The 13677-nt window shown below is 71.8% G+C and carries 13 protein-coding genes; 8 read left to right on the top strand and 5 right to left on the bottom strand.

Annotation, left to right across the window (positions count from 1 at the left end; all coding sequences use genetic code 11):
* Window positions 1–3: 3 nt before the first annotated feature.
* The 3 genes from OG799_RS24030 to OG799_RS24020 form a co-directional block, all read right to left on the bottom strand.
* Window positions 4–420: a GntR family transcriptional regulator gene (locus tag OG799_RS24030; protein ID WP_406037745.1), complete on the bottom strand. Its 417-nt coding sequence runs from the start codon at window positions 418–420 to the stop codon at window positions 4–6.
* A gap of 123 nt (window positions 421–543) precedes the next feature.
* Window positions 544–1815, bottom strand: coding sequence for a 4-aminobutyrate--2-oxoglutarate transaminase (gene gabT, locus OG799_RS24025; protein ID WP_406037743.1), 1272 nt, complete (start codon window positions 1813–1815; stop codon window positions 544–546).
* 6 nt (window positions 1816–1821) lie between these two features.
* Window positions 1822–3258, bottom strand: coding sequence for a gamma-aminobutyraldehyde dehydrogenase (locus OG799_RS24020; protein WP_406037741.1), 1437 nt, complete (start codon window positions 3256–3258; stop codon window positions 1822–1824).
* A 141-nt stretch (window positions 3259–3399) separates the two neighbouring features.
* On the opposite strand from OG799_RS24020, the gene OG799_RS24015 reads away from it, so the two are divergent.
* Both OG799_RS24015 and OG799_RS24010 read left to right on the top strand, forming a co-directional pair.
* A complete protein-coding gene (locus OG799_RS24015; protein ID WP_406037739.1) occupies window positions 3400–4839 on the top strand; it encodes an aldehyde dehydrogenase family protein in 1440 nt (479 codons plus the stop codon).
* Window positions 4840–4959: 120 nt separating this feature from the next.
* Window positions 4960–5586 (top strand): DUF2625 family protein, encoded by a 627-nt coding sequence (locus tag OG799_RS24010; protein ID WP_406037737.1) that lies wholly within the window; start codon window positions 4960–4962, stop codon window positions 5584–5586.
* Window positions 5587–5601: 15 nt separating this feature from the next.
* On the opposite strand, the gene OG799_RS24005 is transcribed toward OG799_RS24010, so the two are convergent.
* Window positions 5602–5826, bottom strand: a complete 225-nt coding sequence (locus tag OG799_RS24005; RefSeq protein ID WP_406037735.1) for a winged helix-turn-helix domain-containing protein — start codon at window positions 5824–5826, stop codon at window positions 5602–5604.
* Between the two features lie 288 nt (window positions 5827–6114).
* On the opposite strand from OG799_RS24005, the gene OG799_RS24000 reads away from it, so the two are divergent.
* From OG799_RS24000 to OG799_RS23990, 3 genes are read left to right on the top strand one after another with little or no spacing between them, the layout of a single operon-like run.
* Entirely contained in the window at window positions 6115–6498 is a 384-nt protein-coding gene (locus OG799_RS24000) for a hypothetical protein (RefSeq protein WP_406037733.1), read from the top strand.
* Window positions 6495–6713, top strand: coding sequence for a hypothetical protein (locus tag OG799_RS23995; protein WP_406037731.1), 219 nt, complete (start codon window positions 6495–6497; stop codon window positions 6711–6713). Before OG799_RS24000 ends, OG799_RS23995 begins: the two co-directional genes overlap by 4 nt.
* Window positions 6701–6880 (top strand): hypothetical protein, encoded by a 180-nt coding sequence (locus OG799_RS23990; RefSeq protein ID WP_406037729.1) that lies wholly within the window; start codon window positions 6701–6703, stop codon window positions 6878–6880. Before OG799_RS23995 ends, OG799_RS23990 begins: the two co-directional genes overlap by 13 nt.
* A gap of 305 nt (window positions 6881–7185) precedes the next feature.
* Here the strand turns inward: OG799_RS23990 and OG799_RS23985 are convergent, their stop codons facing one another.
* A complete protein-coding gene (locus OG799_RS23985; RefSeq protein WP_406037727.1) occupies window positions 7186–8418 on the bottom strand; it encodes an SUKH-3 domain-containing protein in 1233 nt (410 codons plus the stop codon).
* An 80-nt stretch (window positions 8419–8498) separates the two neighbouring features.
* Here OG799_RS23985 and OG799_RS23980 point away from each other — a divergent pair, with 80 nt between their 5' ends.
* Genes OG799_RS23980 through OG799_RS23970 form a run of 3 tightly spaced genes read left to right on the top strand, consistent with a single transcriptional unit; the run spans window position 8499 to window position 13651 of the window.
* On the top strand, window positions 8499–8912 hold the full coding sequence (locus tag OG799_RS23980; protein WP_406037725.1) for a YbaB/EbfC family nucleoid-associated protein: 414 nt from the start codon (window positions 8499–8501) through the stop codon (window positions 8910–8912).
* 5 nt (window positions 8913–8917) lie between these two features.
* Window positions 8918–9274 carry a hypothetical protein gene (locus tag OG799_RS23975; RefSeq protein WP_406037723.1) on the top strand — a complete coding sequence of 119 codons (357 nt, stop codon included), beginning with the start codon at window positions 8918–8920 and terminating at the stop codon, window positions 9272–9274.
* Between the two features lie 24 nt (window positions 9275–9298).
* Window positions 9299–13651 (top strand): toxin glutamine deamidase domain-containing protein, encoded by a 4353-nt coding sequence (locus tag OG799_RS23970; protein WP_406046384.1) that lies wholly within the window; start codon window positions 9299–9301, stop codon window positions 13649–13651.
* The last annotated feature ends 26 nt before the right edge of the window (window positions 13652–13677 follow it).

The following is a 13677-nucleotide window of genomic DNA, read 5'->3' as shown; positions in this document are numbered from 1 at the left end:
CTCTCATCCTGCTGAGGCGGGCTCGGCGCGCGGTGCCTCGGCGGCCAGCGCGGCCCGCATGGTGGTCTCGACCAGGGCGGTGACGTCTTCGGGGCTGAGTCCGACGGCCCGGGCCCGGTGCAGCCAGGCCACCAGCTCCTCGCGCAGCTCGGCCTGGTTGGCCAGCGACGAGCCGGCGATGGTGCGCCGGACGAACGTGCCCACCCCCGGGCGTCCCTCCACCAGGCCCTCGATCTCCAGCTCGCGGTACGCCTTGAGCACGGTGTTCGGGTTGATCGCCAACGCCTGCGCGACGTCGCGGACCTTCGGCAGCTGGTCGCCGGGGGTCAGCAGCCCCACTCGCAGGGCCTGCTTGACCTGCTGGATCAACTGCACATAGGTGTTCACCTTGGACCGGCCGTCCAGCACGAACTCGATCACCCGGGATCCAACCCTTCTATTGTCCTACGACAGTAGGACTATAGGACAGGATTGCGGTCAGCGGAATGACGAAACCCGCCCCTCTTTCGATTGGACGGGTTCCGGTGGCGGCAGCGGGCAGGCTCAGCCGAAGGCGGCGTCCAGGATGTCCAGACCGCGGTTCAGCTCGTCGTCGGAGATGACCAGCGGGGGCAGGAAGCGCAGCACGTTGCCGTACGTGCCGCAGGTGAGGGTGAGCAGGCCGGCGGCGTGGCAGGCCGCCGAGACCGCCGCCGTGGCGGCCGGGTCGGGGGTCAGCGTGCCAGGCTGCACGATCTCCACGGCGAGCATCGCGCCGCGGCCGCGTACCTCGGCGATCCGGGGGTCGCGGGCGGCGATGGCGCGCAGCCGGTCGCCCATCACCTGCTCGATCCGCCGGGCCGCGGCGGCCAGGTCCAGCTCGTGCATGGTCTCGATGGCGGCGAGGGCGGCGGCGCAGGCGATCGGGTTGCCGCCGTACGTGCCGCCGAGGCCACCGACGTGCACCGCGTCCATCAGCTCCGCCCGCCCGGTCACCGCGGCGAGGGGGAGCCCGCCGGCGATGCCCTTGGCCAGGGTGATCAGGTCGGGCTCGACGCCCTCGTGCTCGCAGGCGAACCAGTTCCCGGTCCGGCAGAAGCCGGTCTGGATCTCGTCGGCGATGAAGACCACCCCGGTTGACGTCGCCCACTCCCGCAGCGCCGGCAGGAAGCCTTCGGCCGGTACGACGAAACCGCCCTCGCCCTGGATCGGCTCGATCAGCAGCGCGGCGACGTTCTCCGCCCCGACCTGCTTCTCCACCATCTCGATCGCCCGCGCGGCCGCCGTGGCGCCGTCGAGCCCGCCGTCGCGCAGCGGGTACGACATCGGCACCCGGTAGATCTCCCCGGCGAACGGCCCGAACCGGTGCTTGTACGGCATGTTCTTCGCGGTCAGCGCCATGGTCAGGTTGGTCCGGCCGTGGTAGGCGTGGTCGAAGACCACCACCGCCGGCCGCCCGGTGGCGTGCCGGGCGATCTTGACGGCGTTCTCCACCGCCTCGGCGCCGGAGTTGAACAGCGCCGAACGCTTCTCGAAGCTCCCCGGGGTCAGCTCGTTGAGCTGTTCGCAGACCGCCACGTACGACTCGTACGGCGCGACCATGAAGCAGGTGTGGGTGAAGCGTTCGACCTGCGCCTTGACCGCCTCGACGACGCGCGGGGCAGCGTTGCCCACGTTGGCGACCGCGATGCCGGCGGCGAAGTCGATCCACTCCCGGCCGTCGACGTCGGTGATGGTGCCGCCGCCGGCCCGTTCCACGTAGGACGAAATGGTGCTGCCGATGCCGCGGGCGACCGCCGCGCCGCGCCGCTTGTGCAGTTCCTCAGACGATGTCATGTGGGGTCAGCCCTCGATGTTGTGCATGACGTGCTTGATCCGGGTGTAGTCCTCCAGGCTGTAGACCGAGAGGTCCTTGCCGTGGCCGGAGTGCTTGAAGCCGCCGTGCGGCATCTCGGAGACGAACGGGATGTGGGTGTTCACCCAGACGCAGCCGAAGTCGAGGCGGCGGGTCATCCGCATCGCCCGGCCGTGGTCCTTCGTCCAGACCGAGGCCGACAGGCCGTAGTCGACGCCGTTGGCCCAGCGCACCGCCTCGTCCTCGTCCGAGAAGCGCTGCACGGTGATGACCGGGCCGAACACCTCGTCCCGGATGATCTCGTCGGCCTGGCGGACGCCGGAGACCACGGTCGGGGCGTAGAAGTAGCCGCGCTCGCCGAGCTGTGAGCCGCCCGTCTCGACGTTCGCGTGGTCCGGCAACCGGTCCACGAAGCCGCGCACCCGGGCGAGCTGGTTGGCGTTGTTCAGCGGGCCGTAGAGCACGTCCTCGTCGTCCGGCGCGCCGGTCTTCGTGTTCCGGGCCTGCTCGGCGAGGGCGGCCACGAAGTCGTCGTACACGCCGGGGCCGGCGAGCACCCGGGTGGCGGCGGTGCAGTCCTGGCCGGCGTTGAAGTAGCCGCCGACCGCGATCGCCTCGGCCGCCGCCGCGATGTCCGCGTCGTCGAAGACCACCACCGGGGCCTTGCCGCCCAGCTCCAGGTGGGTCCGTTTCAGGTCGGGGGCCGCGGCGGAGGCGACCTCCATGCCCGCGCGGGTCGAGCCGGTGATCGACACCAGCTGCGGGGTCGGGTGGGAGACGAGGGTACGACCGGTGTCCCGGTCACCGCAGACCACGTTGAACACGCCCGGGGGGAAGAACTCCGACGCGATCTCGGCCAGCAGCAGCGTCGACACCGGCGTGGTGTCCGACGGCTTCAGCACCACCGTGTTGCCGGCCGCCAGGGCCGGGGCGATCTTCCAGACCGCCATCATCAGCGGGTAGTTCCAGGGCGTCACCTGGGCGCACACCCCGATCGGCTCCCGCCGCACGTAGGAGGTGTGGCCGGCCATGTACTCGCCGGCCGAGCGGCCCTCGAGCAGGCGGGCGGCGCCGGCGAAGAAGCGGAACTGGTCCACCGCCGGGGGCAGTTCCTCGTCGGCGGTGAGCTGGCGGGGCTTGCCGGTGTTGCGGACCTCGGCGTCGACCAGCTCGGCGGCCCGGGCCTCCACCGCGTCGGCGAGCTTGAGCATGGCCTTCTGCCGCTCGCCCGGAGTGGTGTCCCGCCAGCTCTCGAAGGCGGTGGCGGCGGCCTTCATCGCCGCGTCGACGTCCGCCGCGCCGGAGACCGGCGCCTGGGCGAAGACCTCGCCGGTGCAGGGGTCGACCAGGTCGGCGTACCCGCCGTCCACCGGGTCGACGTACTCGCCGTTGACGAAGTTGCGCAGCTGCTGCTGGTCGCTCATCAGAAGTCTCCGAGGGATGGCCGGGGGTGAGGTCAGCGGAGGTTATCGCAATCTGACTGCCATCTTCGCTACTGAATTCGCGGCCCACAAGGCCTTGAGCAACTGTTTCCGCGTGGCTCTGCGTCGTCTACGCTGCGGGACGTGGAGCCGAGAGCCTTCTTCGTCGCCGGCCGCCCCGCTCACGGCGAGGGCGAGCTGACCGTCACCCACCCGTACGACGGCCGGACGGTGGGGCGTACCACCCTCGCCACGGCCGACCAGGTCGAAGCCGCCGTCGCGGCAGCGGCCGCGGTGGCCGCGAAGGCCGCGGCCCTGCCCGCGCACGAGCGGGCGGTGGCCCTGGACCACGTCTCCCGGCGGCTCGCCGAGCGGGCCGAGGAGGTCGCGGCGCTGATCACCGCCGAGAACGGCAAGCCGCTGAAGTGGGCGCGGGCCGAGGTGGGACGGGCCGTGTCGACGTTCCGTTGGGCGGCCGAGGAGGCCCGACGGTTCTCCGGCGAGCTGCAACGCCTCGACACCGATCCGGCGGCCACCGGGCGGATCGCCCTGGTCCGGCGGGTGCCTCGCGGCCCCGTGCTCGGGATCGCCCCCTTCAACTTCCCGCTCAACCTGGTCGCGCACAAGGTCGCCCCGGCCATCGCGGTCGGCGCCCCGATCATCGTCAAGCCCGCCCCGGCCACCCCGCTCTCCGCGCTGCTGCTCGGCGAGATCCTGGCCGAGACCGACCTGCCCGAGGGGATGTTCTCGGTGTTGCCGCTGCCCAACGAGCGCGCCGCCGAGCTGGTCGCCGACCCGCGGCTGCCGGTGGTGTCGTTCACCGGCTCCGGGCCGGTCGGCGCGGCCATCCGCCGGTCGGTGCCGGAGAAGCACGTGACCCTGGAGCTGGGCGGCAACGCGGCAGCGGTGATCTGCGAGGACTGGGCCTCCGACGAGGACCTGACCTTCGCCGCGCATCGGATCGCGACCTTCTCCAACTACCAGGCCGGCCAGTCCTGCATCGCGGTGCAGCGGGTGTACGTGCACGAGTGGCTCTACGACGGCTTCCTGCCCCGGCTGATCGCCTCCGTCGAGGAACTGCGGACCGGCGACCCCGCCAACCCGCTGACCGACGTCGGGCCGATGGTGTCCGTCGAAGCGGCCGAGCGCGTCGAGGCGTGGGTGGACGAGGCCGTCGCCGCCGGAGCGACCATCGAGGTGGGTGGGCGGCGGGAGGGGGCGACCTATCCGCCGACCGTGCTCTCCGGGGTGCCGGCGGACGCCAAGGTGTGCACCGAGGAGGTGTTCGGGCCGGTGCTGGTGGTCGGCCCGGTCGAGAGCGACCAGGCCGCGTTCGCCGCCGTGAACGATTCGGCGTACGGGTTGCAGGCGGGGGTGTTCACGCACAACCTTCAGACTGCCTTCGCCGCCGCGCGCAGCCTGGAGGTCGGTGGGGTGATCGTGGGGGACGTGCCGTCGTACCGGGCGGACCAGATGCCGTACGGCGGGGTGAAGGGGAGCGGGGTCGGGCGGGAAGGGCTGCGCAGCGCGATGGACGACTACACCGAGCCGCGCGTCATGGTGCTGACCGGGGTGGCGTTGTAGGCCCTCGTCGCGCTGGCAAGTCAGGCCGCGTCCATCACCACACCACCGGGCCGCCGTTGCGCTGACCGGGGGTGGGGGGTGTGCATCCTCCTGGCTCCTGGCTCCTGGCACCCTGGCGGCGTGGATCAGTCAGCGTGGCCCGAGGTGTCGGCGGCGGTCGCGGCGGCCCCCTACCCGGTCGAGGTGCTGCCGGCCGAGCCGTCGCGGGCGTCCGCCTGTCTGGCGGCACTGGAGATCACGACCAGATCCTGGCTTGGTGCTGTGGTCGCCAACGCCGGAGGTCTACTGGTTGATCATGGTTGGCTGCGCGTGCTCGGCTCCGGCCATGAGGGGCTGCCGGACGTGCCCACGGAATCCGACCCGCAGACCGGGCTGGTCACCGTCGGCTACGACGTGATGGGCGGCCAGTTCGCCTGGCTGCAGACGGAGCCGGGCGCGAAGCCGACCGTCCATTACTTCGGCCCGGACGACCTGGAGTGGCTCGATCTGGAGCAGGGGTACGGCGAATGGCTCTATGCCGTCCTCGCCGGCTCACTGACCCGCTTCTACGAGACCCTCCGCTGGCCGGGGTGGGAGGCGGAAGTGGCCGCTCTCGCCCTCGACCAGGCGATCAGCGCCTGGCCGCCGCCCTTCACGAAGGAGGGCAAGGGCCTCGCCACCGTGTCCCGGAAGGCCGTCCCGCTGGCCCAAGCGGTGTCGTTCTACCAGGACATGGCGCGGCAGCTCGGCTCCTCTCAGGAAGCCTAGGACCGCACACCGCTACTACCTGGGTAGCGGATCCATCACGTAGACGCCCTTGCCCTGCTTGCCGTCGAGGACGCCCTCGGCCTTCAGCAGGATCATGGCGGTCCGGATCACCGTGCCGCTCACCTTGTAGTGCTCGCAGAGCGCGCTGAACGAGGGCAACTTGTCGCCGGGCTTGAGCTGCCCGGACTTGATCTGCTCGCGAATGTCCCGAGCGACCTGAATGTATGCGGGTTCGGACACGGTGGTGCTCCCAGCTTGGCGGCTGGGACAAGCAGACCACACGACACGCGCAACTCACAACACAATGTGCGCTGAGCCTTGCCCGTGAATACATTGTACTTTAAGTTGCTTGTGGGGCTACTGAGCTTGGCGGCCGGATGCCCCGCCGTGGGTGCTGCGCTCGGATCCTCCGTGCCGGCGGGCACCCGCGGCACCGTCATGGCGAGTCGGCGGGAGGCCCGATGACCGAGCGGACGCGGCACACGCCGACCCGGCGCAGGGCTTCCGACCAGGCGAGCGAGGAGCGGCATGGAGGTTCGCGCACAGCCAGGACGACGCCCTGATGCGGCGCGTCCCGTACGAGGAGTACCTGATCGCGGCGGCGCTGACCCTGGCCCGGCGGCACCGGCCGGTCTGGTGCTGGCGCAGGTGGCGGCGGGTCTGCCGGTGCGGCGCGGAGCTGCCCTGCCGGAGCCGGCACCGCATCCCGATCAACCGACGGCACTGGCCGACGGCGGAGGAGAGCCGGATCGATTGATCCTCGCCGTGCACGTCCGAGAGCTGGACGGCATGTGCGCCGGGTGCCTGACCTGGTGGTCGCGGCTGTCCCCGTACCCCTGTTGGCAGGTGGAGTGGGCGACCAGCCGGCAGGCGCGGTCGATCACCGCGCGCTTCCTCGGCAGGCGTCGATGACCACCCACGGGCCGGTGCTGCCGATCTGGACCTGTGGTGGCTGCGGCGCGCCCTGGCCCTGCGCCACAAGGAAGCGGGAGCTGCGGGCGGAGTTCGAGAAGGCACCCGTCTCGCTGGCCCTCTACATGGGTGCCTACCTGGTATGGGCGGCCGAGGACCTGGTCTGGGTGCCGGCCGGCGGCCTGCACCAGCGCTTCGTCGGATGGGTGCGGTGACCGTCATACGGCCCGGCGACGAGAAGTTCCACTGCAGCGACGGCTCGCACAAGTGGATCCCGCCCGACCCGGAATACGACCAGGAAGTCTGGGACGAGCAGGTCCGCCAGCACAAGCAGCGTCACCTGGCCGGCGAGCGGCCACGGTTCCGGCTGCGGCGGATCTGATCCGGCGGTTCTAGGCGTCGGGGTAGCGGCAGGCGGCCCCGGGCGGTCCCGACACGGGCAGGCCGGTGAAGCGCCCACCGACGGCGCGGCCGACGGTGGGCATCCTACGTCGGGCCGTCGCCGCCGAGGCACCCAGCAGCACCGGCGTGCCGGACCGCAAGGGTACGGGGAGCTTGCCGGCTGCCACGTCGCCGCGAACCCGCCGCCGGTCATCTGCGTCATGGCCACCTGGTGCCAGTCACCCCGGCCGGGCACGATCGGTCCGGTCCGGCTCCGATTGCTGGCGCGGCCGGGGCCGCGCCGCGTCACCAGGTGCCGTCGTCGCGGACCCGGGCGGGGGCGCGGCCGAGCAGCAGGGTGGTCAGGGCCGCGTGGATGTCCGGGCCGAGGAACCACTCGCCGGCCTGATCCAGCGCGAAGATCCGGCCGTGCTCGTCGACGGCGATGATGCTGTCACCGCGCTCGGTGCCCAGCGGGAAGAGCCGTACGCCGAGCACGGCCCCGAAGTCGGCGAGCGTGTCGGCGGTGTGGCCCATCTCCCACGGGTGGACCTCAAAGGTGGAGATCCAGACCTGCTCACCTGGACCCCGACGTCGGCTCTCCAGCCCGGGAAAGGCGGTAATGGTAGGCAGGACGGCGGGAAAGACGGCGTGCGTGTGCCTGCGGCCCGCCACGGCGGTCACGTCGCGAACCGCCGCGTGCGCCAGGACCTCGTCGCCGAAATGGGGCTGCCAGCCTGCTACGACCAGCGCGTTCGCCACCTCCGGCGGGAACCGCCCCGGGTCCGGATCGATCTGAGGCGATGCGCGCCACTCCTGCGTGTAGGCGAGATTGGACCATGGCAGGGCGTTGAACCGCACCAGGAAGTTGATGCACGAGTCACAGGGGACCTCGGCCGGCCCCCCGGTGGGGTCACCCGCCTCGCGGACTCGGAACACCTCGAACCGAGCGCCGCCCAGCAGGGTCGCCGCCTCGTCCAGGGCCAGCGGAGGAAGGCCGCCGGCCGCGCGCTGGTGGTCGTACTCATGCAGGACGTCGGAGACGACGATCATCTCGGCGTGCCGCTCGCCGCCGCGGACCAGGTGCCCGGGTGGCAGTTCGTCGAGATACGCCCGCACCAGCGGGTGGTGCCGCAGCTCGACCTCGCCCTTGGCGCCGAAGGCCCGGTGGACGCGGCCGTCGAGGGTGAGGTGCGCGGCGGCGCCCGGCGTGGGCAGCCGGGTGATCTCGCGGAGCAGTTGGCTGGCCGCGTCCACTGTGTGGGGTGCGCGGGGCTCGGGCGGGCGTCGTTGCCGATACATCTGCTCGACGGCGGGTAACGGCAGGCGCGGCCAGGTGGAGACGTCCCCGGTCTCCTTGTCGACGACGGTTGTCGGGAGGTCACCGGGAAGCGTGCGCGCCGCGACGGCGACCTGCGAGGTGATGAGGTAGCCGAGGTCGAACTCCTCGACCACCGGCGTACACGGGAACCCCAGTCGTTCGGAGTCCCGCTGTGCCCACACGGCGGCCAGCTGCTCGGCCTGCTGACGCTCGATCACGACCTGAAATTACCGGACCCCACGGATTCCGTGGCACCCGGTATGGTCTGCCCTACCGACCGTGACGGAGAGGGGCGGCGTTGACCGAGAGCGTGGACCGGGACGCCAACCGCGCGCTGCGGGCGCGGTTCGACGAGGTGTACGGCCAGTACCAGCGAATTCGGTCCGGATTGGACGAACTCCAGGTCAAACTCGCCGAGCTGCGGGTGACCGAGCGCTCCGACGACGGGCAGGTCATCGCGACCGTCGGCGCGCGGGGGGAACTCATCAGCGTGGAGGTCGAACCCGGGGTCTTTCACGATCGCGACGCCCGGGCGTTGAGCCGGAAGATCACCACCACCGTCCATCGGGCCTCCGCCGCAGCCGTCAACGCGACCCAGGAGCTGGTCGCCGGTTACCTGCCGGCCGGCTCGCCGTCGGTGGACTTCCTCCGTACCAACAACTTCGATGCCCTGCTGGGCCGCGCCGACGCCGTCCTCCGGCGTGGCGAGTGACCGCCGTGACCGACGGACGGCTCTGGCTGGACCCCGACCGCGCCCGGCGCGGTGGGGCGGACCTGACGCTCGCGGGTGAGGCGGTCTACGCCTCGCGGCGCCAGGTGGGTGGGGCGATCGCGGACGCGAGCGCCGAGCGGCCCTGGGGCCGGGACGACATCGGCGCGGCGTTCGAGAAGCAGTACCGCCGCTACGAGGAGACGTTGCTGCGTGCCTGGGAGATGGTCGGTCGCTCCCTGGAAGGGCTCGGCACCGACGTGGCCCGATCCGTCGCGGCGACCGTGGAAAACGACGACCTGACCGGCCGTGAGATCGGGCACCTCCCCGATCAGCACCAGTTCCCCCAGCGGCACCGGCGCTGACCTCCGGAGGATCCGCGCGTGAGCATGCTGCCCAGCCCGATCCCGCACCCGCTCGACCACTGCCCCTGGGAGCTGCCCGGCTGGATCTACGAGGCTCTGGACTGGGTCGTCGGGGTGGAGTGGCCCGAGAGCAACGAGCGCGCCGTCTGGGACCTCGCCGACCAGTGGTACTGCGTCGCCGGCGTCCTGGCCGGCCCGCGTGCCGACGCGACCTCGGCGGCGTCCGAGGTACGCAGCGGCTACGGCGGCATCGGCCTGGTCGCCGAGGCCTTCGACACCGCGTGGCGGCGGGTGGCCGAGGGTGACGAGGCGCCGCTACCCGTCCTGCTCGCGGTCACCGGTGAACTGGGGCAGCTCGTCGAGTCGTGTGGCTGCGACATCGAGGGTGCCAAGATCGAGGTTTGGATCGAGCTGGGCATCCTCGTCGTCGAGCTGCTCTCGCTGGCGGTGGCGACGGTCCTCACCGCCGGCGCAGCCTCGCCCGCAGCCGGGGTGGCGATCACCACGAGCCGGATGGTGGTGCAGCAGATCTTCAAGCGGCTCATGACGCAGCTCGCCCGCAAGGCCCTCAAGGAAGGGGCGAAGGAGGCCAGCGAGCGGGCCGCGAAGCAGGTCGTCAAGAGTGGCATGCGCGGGCTCGCCCGTCGTGCCGCACTCGGCGGTCTCGTCGAGGCCGGGCAGGAGGCCGGGGTCAGCCTCGCCACCCAGGCGTACCAGAACTCCACCGGCCGCCGGGACGGCCTGGACGTCGCCGATGTCGGCATGTCCGCGGTCGGTGGATTCGCCGGTGGCGCAGTGGCTCCCCTCGCCGGCCTGGGCCGGCACGCGAACGGGCGGCTCGCCGAGATCGGCGAGCACCTCGGCCGGGAGATGACCGGCGAGGTCTTCGCCGAGGGTGCGGCCGGCCTGGTCACCGGGCAGGGGGCCTCGCTGGAGGACCTGGCGCGGGCGGCCGTCTCCGGGGTCAGCGGCGCGGCCACCGGCCAGGCGGACACCGCGCTGCACCACCGACTCGACGGGCGGATGGCTGCCCTGGCCGGCACCACCCTGCCGTTGACGGATCTCAGCGGTACGGCTGCCTTCGTGTCCGGCCCGGACGCAGCCGCGCCGGACGCGCTCGGTGAACGCACGCCACGACCCGCCGCCGCTGTCCCGGCTACCGCCGCCGGCCCGAGCAGCGAAGTCGTTTCACCCCAGTCGGCCGGCCCGCTCGCCGCTCCCGTGGTCGGGACGCTCCCGCTCAACGGGCCGGCCGTCCAGGGCGCTTCCGTGCCTGCTGTGCCGCAGGCGGCTTCGGTCGTGTCCGTATCGGTCGCCAGCGAGCCGATCGCATCCCCGTCATCACCGGTCACCGTGGAAGCGGAGGTGACCCCGACCCGGTCCTCGGCCGCCGCCGATCCGCGCCTGGCGTCCACGGCCCCGACGTCCGTCGACACCGTTCCGGCGCACGTGACGGCAGCGTTGGACGGCTCCTCGCTACGTCCCGCGGTGACGGCGGAGCCGGTGGCGGGCACCCACCAGGCACCGGTCACCGCCCCGCTCCCGTCCAGCGGGGGGCCGGCGCCGGTGCCACCACCAATGACGGGCGGGGGCCCGCTGGTAGGCAGCGAGCCGCCCCGGGCCGGCGGCAGTGATCCCACGCCCGGCCGCTCCTTGGCCGGAACCTTGGCCCCGCCGGCCCCGCCGACCACCACGTCCCGCCTGGGTCACGTTGCCACGCCCGCTGCTCCGAGTCAGGCCCCGGTCCCGCCGGCCCCGGCTCCCGAGCCGTCGCCGTCACCACGATTTCCGCTGCTGGAGGCGTTGGCGCCCCGGCCGCCGCGACAGGCGGACGACGCTTCGCCGGTCCTCCCGGGGCCGTTCGACCCGCTGCCACCCCGCCCCCGAACCCCGGAACAACTCGCCGCCGCGCGAGCCGATCGCGAGGGCCTGGATCGACGCCGCTACCAGGGTTACTTCGAGGCGCAGCGAACATGGTTCGAGGAGCGGCGGCGGCAGGAAGAAGCTGACTGGCTTCGGGCGAGCGCTGATCGGCGTCAACGCTCGGCCGGGGAATACGGCACCCACGCGCAACAACTGGAGGAGACAGGCCGCGATCTGCTCGCGCGACGGTGGCGGCAGGCCGCGTTCGATGCCAGCACCATGAGCTACGAGCTGCGGGAGCGTGCGCAGGCGGTGCTGAACGGGTCGGTCGTGCCCGACGAGGTGATGGTCGATGCCGACGCGGATTTCTACCGGATCAACGACGATGTCGCCGACCTCGCACCCGGCTCGGTCGAGACGTCCGACCGGTCGGCACTCACCCGCGACGACGGCCCGCCCCCGATCGATCGCTCCCGCAGGTACGGCATCCGGGGCGGACTGCGCCCACCGCTCGCGCTGCACCAGACGGACCTCGAACGGCAGGTGCCGCGCAACCCGGACGGCAGCATCATGCGGACCGCCGACCCCCGGCACGGGGGCTGGTTCCAGCTCGCGAACGACGGCGGCCCGCAGGCCGACCCGACCCGGGGGATCAACTGTCTCGACTGCACCCTGTCGCTCTACGAGACGTGGATGCACGGCCGGCCGCGGGTCTCCGCCCCGCGTACCTTCGACGGCTACCTGCAGGGGGACGTCTGCCGTCCGGTCGGGGGTGAGGCGGACGGCCCGCGACGGGTCGAGGAGAGCACCGGCGGGCGCTTCCAGAACCTCTGCCCGGTGCCGGGCGATACGAGCGCGCCCGCCGTGCGGCAGGCGGTCGAGCACGGGTATCGCGACCTCCACGAGCAGCTGCTCCTCGGCGGCCACGGCAGCTACGCGTTCCTCATCACCAGCTACGAGGGTGGCGGTTCGCACGCCTGGGTGGCACTGAACCAGAACGGCTCGGTGCTCTACCTCGACCCCCAGCACGGGCACGTCTGGGACCGCCCGCTCTACACCCACAGCGGCGGGCCGAATCACGCGAATGTGGTGGGGGTGGACGCGCTGGTCCTGGGACGGGACGGCCACCCGATGCCGCTGGCCGGCCGGCCACCCGGCAACTTCAACGTCCTGCCCGACCCGCCGCCGCGAACCGACCCGCCGCGAACGCCGGCGCCGTCACCGGCTCCGCCCGAAACGGCGGAGGACGTGCCGGACTTCAACCATGTCCATTTGCTCTGGGAGTCGGACGTCTCCGGACCGCCCGGCGCCGCCGCGCCCGCCGGGGGCCGGCAGGAGCCGGATCCGGGTGAGGTGCGACGTACTCACCGGAGTGCGCACGCCGAGCGGATTTCAGCCGGGGTGTTCGTGCGGGACGGCGTGACCGCCAGCAACAGCATCGAGGAGGTCTTCGCTGCCGGCGTGACCCCGGTTGAGCTGGCGAACCACCTGGACGAGTCGGCGCTACGCAGGCTCGTACCGGGGCTGGACGACGCGGCCGCGCGCGACCTGACGCGGCTCTTCGGCGATCCCCGGGTGCAGCAGATGCTGGACCAGACGTGGGAGGCGCCCCCCAGCGGCGAGCCGCTGCTGGCCGAGACGCTCGTCCGGCAGTTGACGCAGCACCCCGACCTGGCCCGGATGATGCTGGCCACGCCCGAGCTGGCGAACTCCCTGACGGCGAGACCGATGACGCTGCACCACCTCGCCATCCACCAGCAGGCGATCAACGTGCTGGGTGAGGTCCTGGACGACATCGCCGAACGCGGCCCCGAGGCGGTGGCCGTTGAGGAGGAGCCGATTCCGCGGCCCACGCCGCTGACGGCCGAGCAGCGCCGAATCACCGCCGCAGTGGCGGCTCGAAAGCAATCGAGTCTCCAGCTCGGCTTCGACGCGTCGCGGATGGACGACGAAGGCTATCGACTCGCGTACGTCGAGCAGCTCTATGCCGATGCGGTGGCCGCCCAGCGGGAGTTGAACGGCATCGCATCGCATCTGGCTGGTGATCACGGGCGACCGAGCTGGCGTGTCCAGGCCAAGGATCGTGCACGGGTGATGGACAAGCTCGTGGAATACCAGAACGATGCATCGCGGCTGAAGGATCTGGCGGCGGCCAAGGTGCAGTTCGGCCAGCTTGACGACATCTACCGGGCGGTCGGCCGGCTGGCCGCCGACCCTCAGGTGCTGATCCTCGACATCAAGGATCGATTCCTGTCTCCCCAGCTGAGCGGTTACCGCGACGTGCTGGTCAACCTTCGCATCTCGAACGGGCACGTCGCCGAACTGCGACTGCACCTTGCCGCGCTTGAGCCGGTGGCCGAGTGGGAGCATGCCCTGTACGAGGTCCGGCGTGACCTCGAGGCGATTGCCGAGGCGGACGGGCGTCCCCTGACGAATGTCGAGCGCGCCATCCGAGATGGTTTGTTGCAGCGGGTGCAGGACAGATTCTGGCGTGCACTGGGTGAAGGGCTCTGAGAGGTGCCACAGCAGGTGAGTCGCGC

The sequence above is a fragment of the Micromonospora sp. NBC_00898 genome (assembly GCF_045207895.1).
In the GTDB taxonomy this organism is placed as follows: domain Bacteria; phylum Actinomycetota; class Actinomycetes; order Mycobacteriales; family Micromonosporaceae; genus Micromonospora.
This window is presented reverse-complemented; position numbering and strand designations above follow the sequence as displayed.